The organism is Polyangiaceae bacterium (assembly GCA_016715885.1).
In the GTDB taxonomy this organism is placed as follows: Bacteria; Myxococcota_A; Polyangia; order Polyangiales; family Polyangiaceae; genus Polyangium.
On record JADJXL010000022.1, the window covers coordinates 73,674 to 86,352 of the forward strand.

Sequence of the window (12,679 nt, forward strand, 5' to 3'; positions counted from 1 at the left end):
CTCCCCTTCGAGGGGCAGCGTGATCCGCCGTTACGCGACGGCGGCAGGGGTGAAATGCCCCTGCCGCACGTCCAGTTTTGTATTTCGACGGGCTAGCGGACACATGAGTCCGGTTTGTCCGTCGGGACCTTTGATGGCTGTTTCGAAGCTTCGAGGCTGATGCTCGGTTTCGTGGAGCGCGATGGCGCATGAGGCGCGCGCACCCGTAGGAGCCGGAGGAATATCGATGCCGTCGGTCGTCCAATCCAACTTCCGCATCCGTAAGAATCTGGGGCGTGTTCGTCGTATCATCGACGTTCCCAACCTCATCGACATCCAGAAATCCAGCTACGACAAGTTTCTGCAAATGAGCATCCCGCCGCACGAGCGGGAAGAAGTCGGGCTCCAAGCGGTCTTCCGCTCGGTATTTCCTATCAAGGACTTCAATGGGACGAGCGAGCTCGTCTTTGTGTCCTACAACCTCGAGCCGCCAAAGTACGACGTCGAGGAATGTCGCCAGCGAGGCATGACCTACGCGGCGCCGATCAAAGTCACCAATCAGCTCATGATCTACGACACCCGTGACGGTGGCGAGCGCATCGTGCGCGACATCAAGGAGCAGGAGGTGTACTTCGGCGAGCTTCCGCTGATGACCGACACGGGTACGTTCATCATCAACGGCACCGAACGTGTCGTCGTCAGCCAGCTCCATCGTTCGCCCGGTGTCTTTTTCGATCACGACAAAGGCAAGACGCATTCGAGCGGCAAGCTGCTCTATTCGGCGCGCGTCATTCCGTATCGCGGATCGTGGCTCGACTTCGAGTTCGACCCGAAGGACATCATTTACGTGCGTATCGACCGTCGCCGGAAGATGCACGCCACGGTCCTTTTGCGCGCGCTCGGCTACTCCACGCAGGACCTGCTCAACTACTTCTATTCGACGGAAACCGTCTATCTCGAGAAGGGCGGCAAGTACGCCAAGAGCATCGAGTACGACCTTCTCGCCGGTCAGCGCGCGACGCGTGACATCAAGATCAAGGAAGATGTCATCGTCAAGAAAAACACGAAGTTCACGCGCGCCGCGATTCGCAAAATGAAGGAAGCGAAGCTCGAACGTCTCGGCATCGAGATCGAAGAGCTCGTCGGCAAAGTCGCCGCGCATGACGTCGTCGACCCGGAAACGGGCGAGGTCATCATCGAGGTGAACGAAGAGCTGACCGAATCGAAGCTCGACCGCATTCGTGATGCAAAGCTCGACAGCTTCCGCATCCTCTTCATCGACGGCCTCAACGTCGGCTCGTACCTGCGCGACACGCTGCTCGCGGACAAGGTGAAGACGCAGGAGGATTCGATCCTGGAGATCTACAGGCGTCTGCGCCCCGGTGATCCTCCGACGCTCGAGACGGCCAAGACGCTGTTCCAGAACCTGTTTTTCAACCCCGAGCGTTACGACCTGTCGAAGGTCGGTCGTCTCAAGTTGAACTACAAGTTTTACCGCGACTTGCCTGAGGGGCAGCGGCCGAATTTGGACCTCACGGTTCTCACGCCGCAGGACATTCTCGAGACCGTTCGGCATCTCATCGAGCTGAAGAATGGTCGCGGATCGGTCGATGACATCGACCACCTCGGTAATCGTCGTGTGCGTGCCGTCGGTGAGCTGATGGAAAATCAGTACCGAATCGGTCTCGTGCGCATGGAGCGAGCGATCAAGGAGCGTATGAGCATGTCGCAAGAGATCGACACGCTCATGCCGCACGACCTCATCAACGCCAAGCCGGTGAGTGCGGTCGTGAAGGAGTACTTCGGTAGCTCGCAGCTCTCGCAGTTCATGGACCAGACAAACCCGCTGTCCGAAGTGACGCACAAACGTCGTTTGTCCGCGCTCGGTCCGGGCGGTCTGACGCGCGAACGAGCGGGCTTCGAAGTGCGCGACGTTCACGCGACGCACTACGGGCGTATCTGCCCGATCGAGACGCCGGAAGGGCCGAACATCGGTCTCATTGCGTCGCTTTCGACATACGCACGGGTCAACGAGTTCGGGTTTGTCGAGACGCCCTATCGTCGCGTCGCGGATGGTCGAGTCACCGATGAAGTGACTTGGCTGAGCGCGCTCGAGGAAGAAGGCAAGTACATCGCGCAGGCAACTGCGGGGCTCGACGATTCGCGCAAGTTCCGCGAGACCGTCGTGAGCGCTCGTCTCAACGGCGACTTCAAGATCGTGTCGGCGGACATGATCGAGCTCATGGACATTGCGCCGAACCAGATGGTCAGCGTTGCCGCGGCGCTCGTTCCGTTCCTCGAGCACGACGATGCCAACCGCGCGCTCATGGGCGCGAACATGCAGCGTCAGGCCGTGCCGCTCATCAAGAGCGAAGCGCCGATCGTCGGCACGGGCATGGAAGCACGTCTCGCGCGTGACTCCGGCGTGTGCGTGGTTGCGCGTCGGAAAGGCATCGTCGAGAGCGTCGATGCAACGCGCATCGTCGTGCGAGCTGCGGGTGAAGGTGCCGAGGTGCCGGACATCTATCACCTGATGAAGTACCAGCGTTCGAACCAATCGACCTGTTACACGCAGAAGCCGATTGTTCGGACAGGCGATGTCGTGAAGGCCGGTGACGTGCTCGCGGATGGCCCCTCGACGGACATGGGCGAGCTCGCGCTCGGTCAGAACGTCCTCGTCGCCTTCATGCCGTGGCAAGGGTACAACTTCGAGGACTCGATTCTCGTATCCGAGCGCATTGCGAAGGACGACGTGTTCACCTCGATCCACATCGAGGAATTCGAGTGCGTCGCGCGCGACACGAAGCTTGGCAAAGAAGAGATCACGCGCGACATCCCGAACGTCGGCGAAGAAGCGCTGAAGGATCTCGACGACTCCGGCATCGTTCGGATCGGCGCCGAGGTTCGTCCGGGCGACATCCTCGTCGGAAAGATCACGCCCAAGGGCGAAACGCAGCTATCTCCCGAAGAGAAGCTTTTGCGTGCGATCTTCGGCGAAAAGGCCGGCGACGTGCGCGACAGCTCGCTGAAGGTTCCGCCGGGCGTCAGCGGCATCGTCATCAACGCTCGCGTGTTCTCGCGCAAGGGAACCGAAAAGGACGAACGAGCGCGGGACATCGAAGATCACGAGAAGATGCGCATCGAGCGCACGCGTGATGAAGAGATCAAGATCCTGCGTGATTCGTTCTATCGGCGAGTCCGTGAGATCTTCATCGGCAGGACGACGAACGGCAAGCTCGTCGACGACAAGGGCAAGGTGCTGCTCCAGAAGGGCGACGTGATCAACGACGAGAATTTGTCGGAGATCCCGCGCAAGTACTGGGGCGAAGTTCCTGTCGAGGAGACCGAGCAGGTGCAGCAGATCCTGCGCGATCTCGAAGACCTCGTGCGCACGCGCGAAGAGCACTTCCGGGACAAGATCGAGCGCCTATCGAAGGGCGACGAACTTCCGCCGGGTGTGATCAAGATGGTGAAGGTCTACATCGCCATCAAGCGCAAGCTCCAGGTGGGCGACAAGATGGCCGGTCGTCACGGCAACAAGGGTGTCATCAGCCGGATTCTTCCGGAGGAAGACATGCCGTACCTGCAGGACGGTCGTCCCGTGGACATCGTGCTCAATCCGCTCGGTGTTCCGAGTCGTATGAACGTCGGCCAGATCCTCGAGATCCACCTTGGCTGGGGCGCATTCGAGCTCGGACGGCAACTTCAGCAGATGCTCGAGGAGCAGCGAGCGGTGCACGAGGTTCGCTCGAAGATCAACGCGATCTACGCGGGTGATGTCGAGAGCGAAGCGACAGTGGAGCAATTCAGCGATGAAGACGTCAAGCGAGCCGCCAAGAAGATCGGTCGCGGTGTCTTCGTTGCATCGCCCGTCTTCGACGGTGCAAGCGAAGCGGACATCAAGGGTGCCTTGTCGCTCGCGAGCGTTCCTCGATCAGGTCAAGCGATCCTGTTCGATGGGCGCACGGGCGAGGCGTTCGATCAGAACGTCACGGTGGGCATCATGTACATGCTGAAGCTTCACCACCTCGTCGACGACAAGATCCACGCGCGCTCGATCGGTCCGTACTCGCTCGTCACGCAGCAGCCGCTGGGTGGCAAGGCGCAGTTCGGTGGGCAGCGTCTCGGCGAGATGGAGGTGTGGGCGATGGAGGCTTACGGCGCGGCATACGCGCTGCAGGAGTTCCTCACTGTCAAGTCGGACGACGTCATGGGTCGTACGCGGATGTACGAGGCGATCGTCAAGGGCGAGTACACGTTGGAGGCGGGTTTGCCCGAGAGCTTCAACGTGCTCATCAAGGAATTGCAGTCGTTGTGTTTGAACGTCGAACTGGTCGAGACGGGCCTGGAAGCCTCGGCCGCGGAAGAGGAGTGATGCCGAATGCGTGACATCTTCAGCTTCTTCGAGAAGCCCAAGGATCCGCTTTCGTTCAGCGCCATTCGCATCTCGCTCGCGAGTCCCGAGAAGATCCGGGAGTGGTCGCATGGCGAGGTGAAGAAGCCGGAAACGATCAACTACCGCACGTTCAAGCCGGAGCGTGACGGGCTTTTCTGCGCGAAGATCTTCGGTCCGGTCAAGGACTACGAGTGCAATTGCGGCAAGTACAAGCGCATGAAGCACCGCGGGATCGTGTGCGAAAAGTGCGGCGTCGAGGTGATTCAGTCCAAGGTTCGTCGCGAACGCTTGGGCCACATCTCGCTCGCCACGCCCGTCGCGCACATCTGGTTCCTGAAGAGCCTGCCGTCGCGCATTGGCAACATGCTCGACATCACGCTGAAGGATCTGGAAAAGGTCCTTTACTGCGAGGCCTACATCGTCATCGACCCGAAGGAGACGGGACTGCAGCGCGGCGATCTGCTGAGCGAAGAACGCTACATGCAGATCATCGACGAGTACGGTGACGACAAGGTCGTTGCGGGCATGGGCGGTGAGGCGGTCATCGAAATGCTGAAGCAGGTCGACGTGCATGCGCTCGCCGAGCTGCTTCGCGAAGAGATGCGCAAAGCCACGAGCGAGGCGAAGCGCAAGAAGCTCGCCAAGCGGCTGAAGGTCGTCGAGGCATTCCGCGAGAGCGGCAATCGCCCCGAGTGGATGATGCTCAGCGTCATCCCGGTGCTTCCGCCCGATCTCCGTCCGCTCGTGCCGCTCGATGGTGGCCGTTTTGCCACGAGCGATCTCAACGATCTCTATCGTCGCGTCATCAACCGGAACAACCGCTTGAAGCGGCTGCTCGAGCTGAACGCGCCGGAGATCATCATTCGCAACGAACGCCGCATGCTCCAGGAGGCGGTCGACGCGCTCTTCGACAACGGTCGTCGCGGTAAAACCATTACGGGTCCGAACAAGCGGCCGCTCAAGAGTTTGTCCGACATGCTCAAGGGCAAGCAAGGGCGTTTCCGCCAGAACTTGCTCGGCAAGCGCGTCGACTACTCGGGCCGTTCCGTCATCGTCGTCGGTCCGACGCTGCGCCTACATCAGTGCGGTTTGCCGAAGAAGATGGCGCTCGAGCTCTTCAAGCCGTTCATCTACAACAAGCTGGAAGAGCGCGGGTACGTCAACACGATCAAGAGCGCCAAGAAGATGGTCGAGAAGGAGCGTCCCGAAGTTTGGGACATCCTCGAGGAGGTCATCAGTGAGCACCCGGTGATGCTCAACCGTGCTCCGACGCTCCATCGTCTCGGCATTCAAGCGTTCGAGCCGGTGCTCATCGAAGGCAAGGCCATTCAGCTTCACCCGCTCGTTTGCGCCGCCTTCAACGCCGACTTCGACGGCGACCAGATGGCCGTGCACGTGCCGCTTTCAATCGAGGCGCAGATGGAGGCGCGCGTGCTCATGATGAGCACGAACAACATCCTCTCGCCCGCAAACGGCAGGCCGATCATCAACCCGACGCAGGACATCGTGCTCGGGCTCTACTACGCCACGCGCGAGCGCAAGTTCGCCAAGGGGAGCTTCCGCCCCGATACGTTGAAGTTTGGCGAGGATGGTCAGGCCAACAGCGCACAGGGCTACCTACGTGGCGTCTACGCCTCACCCGAAGAAGTACGCATGGCGTACGACGCGGGCGAAGTGCTGCTCCACGCGGGCATTCGCGTGCGTGTTCCGCATATCGACGAAGATGGAAATCCGGTTCGCGACGAACACGGAAACATCAAGCGTCGCGTCGTGAACACGACCGTGGGTCGCGTTCTCATTTCCGAGGTTCTGCCGAAGGGCGTGAGCTTCGATTATGTGAACAAGACGCTCGACAAGAAGGCCCTCAGCGCGCTCATCGACGTTTGCTACCGCGTGCATCGCAACAAGGAGACCGTTCTTCTTGCCGACCGACTCCGCACGCTCGGATTCGATCACGCGATGCGTGCAGGCATTTCGATCTGCATGGATCACATGGTGATTCCGCCGGCGAAGAAGGAACTCCTCGACGAAGCACAACGCGAAGTCGAGCGCGTTGTCGAGCAATACCAAGAGGGTCTCATCACGGACGGCGAGCGCTACAACAAGATCGTCGACATCTGGGCCGGTGTTGCAGATGCAGTCACCGCCAAGATGATGGACGGCATTGGCAAGGAGCGCGTCGTCGATCCCGAGGGGCTCACGAAGGAAAGCATCGAGCCGAGCTTCAACCCGATTTACATCATGGCCGATTCGGGTGCGCGTGGTTCGACGCAGCAGATCCGACAGCTCGCCGCCATGCGCGGTCTCATGGCCAAGCCCTCGGGTGAAATCATCGAGACGCCCATCACGGCGAACTTCCGTGAGGGTCTCAGCGTGCTGCAGTACTTCATCTCGACGCACGGTGCGCGTAAGGGTCTCGCAGATACCGCTCTCAAGACGGCAAACTCCGGCTACCTCACGCGTCGTCTCGTCGACGTCGCGCAGGACGCGGTCATTTCCGAGTTCGATTGCACGACGCTCGACGGCATTCGCGTGACCAAGCTCGAGGAAGCGGGCGAAGTCATTCAGCCGCTCGGCGATCGCATCCTCGGTCGCGTCGTTCTCGAGGACGTCATCGACCCGCTCACGGGCGAGGTGCTCATTACGGCGAACACCGAGCTGGACGAAGCTTCCGTCAAGAACATCGAGGAAGCGGGTATCGAGGAAGTGATGATCCGGTCCGTGCTCACGTGTCAGACGCGTCGCGGCGTCTGCGCGCTTTGCTACGGACGCGATCTCGCGCGTGGCTACCGCGTCAACATTGGTGAATCGGTCGGCATCATTGCTGCCCAATCCATCGGTGAACCCGGCACGCAGCTCACGATGCGTACGTTCCACATCGGTGGTACGGCCGCGCGTGGAAAGATCGAAGCGAGCTACCTCGAAGCACGCACCGAAGGCACCGTGCGTCTGCGTCGCGCCGTCGTACAGCGCAAGCGTGACGGCTCGATGGTCATCATGAATCGCCACGGCGAGCTCGTGGTGGTCGACGAGACGGGTCGCGAGCGCGAGCATCATCGCCTCGTCTACGGCTGCAACCTGAAGGTTGCCGAGGGACAGCGGGTCAAACCCGGCGAGCTTCTCGCCGAGTGGGATCAGTTCGCCACGCCGATCCTCACCGAGGTCTCCGGTGCCGTGAAGTACGGCGACCTCGTCGAAGGCGTCAGCGTTCAGGAACGCGTCGACGAAGTGACGGGTTTGTCCCGCAAGGTCGTCATCGAGTCCAAGGCTGCCGATCTTCGTCCGCGCATCTCGCTCAAGGATCCGACCACCGGAGGCACGCTCAAGCTACCGAACAGCGAGCTCGAAGCGCGTTACCTCTTGCCCGTCGGTGCTCACATCGTCGCGCAGGAAGGTGACGTCATCGAAGCCGGTGACATCATCGCCAAGATCCCGCGCGACACGACGAAGGTGCAGGACATCACCGGTGGTCTGCCCCGCGTCGCCGAGCTCTTCGAGGCACGCAAGCCGAAGGATCACGCCATCATCAGCGAGATCGACGGCGAGGTGTCGTTCGGCAAGGACACCAAGGGCAAGCGCAAGGTCGTCATCACGCCCTTCGCACCCGATGGTCACCAATTGCCCGATCAGGCACGCGAATACCTGATCCCCAAAGGCAAGCACATTCAGGTGCAGCCTGGAGATCGCGTACGCGCAGGTGATCCGCTCCAAGATGGCCCGCCGAACCCGCACGACATCTTGCGGGTCAAGGGCGAAAAGGAGCTCGCTGCGTGGCTCGTCAACGAAATCCAGCAGGTCTACCGCCTGCAGGGCGTCGGTATCAACGACAAGCACATCGAGGTCATCGTGCGTCAGATGCTCCGGCGCGTTCGCGTCAAGGACGTTGGCGACACGAACTTCCTCGTGGACGAGCAAGTCGAGAAGCACCTCTTCGAGCGTGAGAACGAGCGCGTCATCGAGCGCGGCGGGCGCCCCGCCATCGCCGAGCCGCTTCTTCTCGGCATCACGAAAGCCAGCTTGTCGACCGAGTCGTTCATCAGTGCATCGTCGTTCCAAGAGACCACCAAGGTGCTCACCGAAGCCGCAATCAGCGGTAAGGTCGACGACCTTCGAGGCCTCAAGGAAAACGTCATCATGGGCCGCCTCATCCCCGCAGGTACGGGTCTCCCCGCGTACAAGCGGCTGCAGGTGGTCGTCGATGGCGAGCCGGTGCCACGCGAGACCCGTGCCTCGTCGTTCGACCTCTCGCCGACGCACATGGCTCCACCACGGCATCGGCCCGAAGATCTGCTGTCCGCAGCCGTCAACGAAGAATGATGCGAAATGGTCGTTGGGTAGGAACGTTGCTCCGTAGGCGTAACGTTTCTACCCACCCATTCATCGTGTCTCTCTCGGCTTCCTTCGCCGGACACTTGCCGGTAAAGCAATCTGATGGACCGATCTGCCGTCTCGAGCAGCTTGTCTCCGCTCGACGACGACAGTCCCTAGCGCGCCTGATGCTACCGGATATGTACTATCTCTGAGTTCGCGATGGCTTCTGTGCACGGCACCAACCAGCGCGTCGCTGATCGTCTTCTCGCCGAAGGTCGAATCACGGCGGAGGATCATCGACGCGTCGTCGCGCATGCAACCAAGCTGCGCGGTCGCATCGAGGATGCCTTCATCGAATTGGGCGTCATCACCGAGGGCGAGCTGCTGAAGTACATTGCCACGCTGCACAACACGCGCTTCGTCTCGACCGAAAAACTCTCCAAAGCTGCCATCGATCAACGCGTGCTCGGCCGCGTCTCGCAGAAGACGGCGAAGATACACGAGGTTTTTCCCGTCCTGCTCGACGAGGCCAAATCCGTGCTGTCCGTCGTTACGGCGGATCCCGACAATCACGTCGCGCTCCACGAGGTAAAACTCGCAGCCGGCGTTCGCGAAGTGCGGGCGCTCGTCGCGCGCCCCGCCGCAGTGCACGCAGCGATCGCCCGTCACTACTTCAAGGACGCCGGCGCATTCGATGCACTTTTGCGCTCCGCGGTGATCGCACCTGTCACGGACTTCATCGACGTCGAAGGGTTTGGCGGCGGCAGCGCGACGCCTCCACGTACGTCCGGCGCTCCGGCGACTCCACGGCAGGGACTGCCGCCACCACCGCCACCGCGGCCAGTCTTGCCTACGTTGTCCTCGCCGAACGGTCACGCCGCGCGCGAACATACCCAGCCCTCGGCAGGCTCGTCGGCTCAGTCGGGTTCCACGCAGATTTCGCCGCTGTCGCAGGTGGCAGGGCACACGCAGCCTTCACCTGTTTCTCAACTACGCGCAGATCAGACGCAGAATTCGGCCACCTCCGACCCCAAGCAGGCTTCACCTCAAGCAGCCGCTCTCGCCATGGCCGTTGCTGCCGGCGCGCCGCCGCATGTACCGACGTCCATCCTCGAAGCGCCGGAATACCTCGAGACCCTCAACGTGCTCGTGAGTTTGCTCGAGGTGAATCGACAAGATCTGCGAGGTCACTCGGCAACCGTCGCGCGTCTTTGTCGACGTGCGTGTGAACGTCTCGGGCTTGCGCCCCCGCACATCTCGGCGTTTGCCATCGCCGCATACCTGCACGACCTCGGCAAGATGGGCGCTTATCACCTCACCGCGCTCAACGTCGCCGAATACGACGGACACCGACTTTCCGGCATCAAAGCCGTTGCGTTGCCCGTCGAGTTCATGAGCTCCGTCAACTTGCCCGTCGAGACCATCGCGGCGCTCTCGTCGATGTACGAGCGTTACGACGGAACGGGTTTTCCGCAGGCGTTGGCTGGCAAAGAGATCCCCCTCGGAGCGCGCATTCTTGCCGTTGCAGACACCTACGCCGATCTCACGCAGAACCCTCGAAATCCCTTTCGCAAAGTCCTCAAGCCGACCGAGGCGTGCGAAGTGCTCGCAGGCTACCGCGGCACCATTTTCGACCCGACCATCGTCGATCTCTTCCGAAGCGAAGCGACCGGAGACGACATGCGAGCTCGTCTCCTCTCGGCAAAGCACGTCGTTCTCGTCGTCGATCCTGGCGTCGAAGAAACGGCATTCCTCGAAAATAGACTCAACGAACAGGGCTTCGAGGTTCGCATGGCGAGGACATTTGCCGTCGCTTGGCGCGAGCTTCAAACGGGCGACATCACCGCGGTCGTCAGCGAAATCGACCTCGACGAGACCGAAGGTGGGTTCAGGTTGCGTGGCGATGCGCAGAAGGAACCTTGGGGGCGTGCGCTCACGTGGGTGATTCTCACGCGCAAAGGCGATCGACACAGCGCGCAGCGAGCCTTCGATCTCGGCGTCGACGACTTCGTCTCCAAGTCCACGTCGATGGACATTTTTGCCGCCAAGTTGCGACAGCTCATCGAGCGCCGGTCCGAGCGTAGTGGCAGCCGGGGCGTGTCCGGATCACTTGCCGAAATGAGCTTGCCCGAGATGGTTCAGGTGCTTTGGCACGGGCGAAAAACAGGCGCTTTGCGCATCCTCACGCCGCCCGGCAGCAAGGGCGAGATTCACTTTGCCGAGGGGCAAATCGTGCACGCGAGCTGGGATCAGCTCGTGGGCGAGGAAGCGTTCTATCGCATGATCACGTTGCGTGAAGGCGAGTTCCGACTCGAGTCCGGCGTCGAGCTTGCTACGCGCACGATCACGATTTCGCCCGAAGCGCTCCTCTTGGAAGGCATGCGCCTGCTCGACGAAGGACGCGCGGCCGCGAGCTCGTAAACAAGCTGCCTTTCCGGCTTCTCCGCTCGTTTCCTGTACAATTCGAGCGTGCGCACTCATGCGCGCCGCACCTCTTTTGGAGAAACCACCATGAAGCTCTCCAGCTTGCTTATGTGCTTGTTGCCGCTCGTCGCGGCGCCCGCGTTCGTCACGACAGACGCTCGGGCCTGTGGCGGATGCCTCGTCTCGGAGACCGAAACGACGCAGGTCACGAGTCACCGCATGATCCTTTCGGTTTCGAAAGATCGAACGGTCCTTTGGGATCAAATTACGTACTCCGGTGAACCCGAATCGTTTGCGTGGGTTTTGCCCATCAAGGGCACCGTCGACGTAGGTCTCTCCTCCGACGCGATGTTTGCATCGCTCGAACAAGCCACATCCGTCACCGTGAGCTCACCCGTCATCAACTGCTTGCCGCCTGAATGTGCCTTCGGTCCTCCCAATGCCGACGGTAGTGGCGCGAGCAGTTCCGCCGGTGGCGGTGGTGGCGTCACCGTCATCGCAGAAGAAGTGGTTGGTCCTTATGCAACCGTCCAGCTTTCGTCCCAGGATCCAAACGCTCTCAAGACTTGGCTCCTCGGAAACGGCTACAACCTGCCTCTGGACATTTCGCCCATCGTCGATGCGTACGTGAAGGAAGGATTCAACTTCCTCGCGTTGAAGCTCGTGCCTGGCGTTGGCATCAATTCGATGCGTCCCGTTCGCGTCACCTCGGCAGGAGCAACGCCTGTTTTGCCGCTGCGCATGGTTGCTGCAGGTACGGGACAAACCACACCCATCACGCTTTGGGTCATGGGCGAAGGACGTTACGAACCCTCGAACTTCGACAGCTTCACGATCGACGCTGAGAAACTCGTGTGGAACTGGGACACGTCTTCGAGCAACTACGCGCAGATCAAGCAAGACGAGTTTGCTGCTTCCGGCGGCAAGTCGTGGCTCGTCGAAGCGGCCGAGCAGTTTTCTCGTTACTGGCTCGAAGAGGGCCTGCGATGGGCGGCCGAGTTCGATCCGAAAAACAGCGGCTACGGTGGTGATCCCATGGGTCCGTCGGCGCTCGAGGAATGCAACGCGGATCTCGATGCGCTCTTCGGAGGCATTCCGGACAATACGCTTTGGGTCACGCGCCTTCATGCCGAGCTGTCTCGCGCAGCGCTCGTTACGGACTTGAACCTTCAAGCGTCTGCAAACCAAATCCCCGTCAATCGGTGGCTTCAAGTGACCAACTCGGTGGGAACCCCACCCGCATGTCCGCCTCCTCCGGACTGGTGCACGAATCCAGGAGGCGTGCCGCCTGTCGATACGAATCCGTGGGACAATCATTTTGGCAGTGGCAATGGCAGCACGTCGCAAGCTTCCGCGAGCTGCGCGATTGCGACCGAATCCAGCGTGCCTGCGGCCGTTGCGCTCATGAGCAGCGCGCTCGTTCTGTCGTTTGCACGCAAGCGTTCTCGGCGTTCACGCGTCGCGCGTTCTTCCTGACCGCGCACTTCTTCCATCCCCGCACGCGCTGTCTTGCCGTTCTCCGATGCGTGCTCTAGCCTCATCAGCGAGGCGTGGACCGCGCTTTGCGGC

4 protein-coding genes are annotated in these 12,679 nt (G+C 61.0%); all 4 read left to right on the plus strand.

Going from position 1 to position 12,679, the window contains the following annotated elements:
• The first annotated feature begins 226 nt into the window (after positions 1–226).
• The 4 genes from rpoB to IPM54_32570 all read left to right on the plus strand — a co-directional run bounded on the left by rpoB (position 227) and on the right by IPM54_32570 (position 12,586).
• Positions 227–4,354 (plus strand): DNA-directed RNA polymerase subunit beta, encoded by a 4,128-nt coding sequence (gene rpoB / locus IPM54_32555; GenBank protein MBK9264504.1) that lies wholly within the window; start codon positions 227–229, stop codon positions 4,352–4,354.
• 6 nt (positions 4,355–4,360) lie between these two features.
• Entirely contained in the window at positions 4,361–8,692 is a 4,332-nt protein-coding gene (gene rpoC, locus IPM54_32560) for a DNA-directed RNA polymerase subunit beta' (GenBank protein MBK9264505.1), read from the plus strand.
• Between the two features lie 213 nt (positions 8,693–8,905).
• A complete protein-coding gene (locus IPM54_32565) occupies positions 8,906–11,107 on the plus strand; it encodes a DUF4388 domain-containing protein (protein ID MBK9264506.1) in 2,202 nt (733 codons plus the stop codon).
• 90 nt (positions 11,108–11,197) lie between these two features.
• Positions 11,198–12,586 (plus strand): DUF2330 domain-containing protein, encoded by a 1,389-nt coding sequence (locus IPM54_32570; protein MBK9264507.1) that lies wholly within the window; start codon positions 11,198–11,200, stop codon positions 12,584–12,586.
• The last annotated feature ends 93 nt before the right edge of the window (positions 12,587–12,679 follow it).

Excerpts from the sequence above, each read along its gene's own strand:
- IPM54_32570 (MBK9264507.1), top strand. The coding sequence starts at position 11,198 with ATGAAGCTCTCCAGCTTGCTTATGTGCTTGTTGCCGCTCGTCGCGGCG.
- rpoB (MBK9264504.1), top strand. The coding sequence starts at position 227 with ATGCCGTCGGTCGTCCAATCCAACTTCCGCATCCGTAAGAATCTGGGG.
- rpoC (MBK9264505.1), top strand. The coding sequence starts at position 4,361 with ATGCGTGACATCTTCAGCTTCTTCGAGAAGCCCAAGGATCCGCTTTCG.
- IPM54_32565 (MBK9264506.1), top strand. The coding sequence starts at position 8,906 with ATGGCTTCTGTGCACGGCACCAACCAGCGCGTCGCTGATCGTCTTCTC.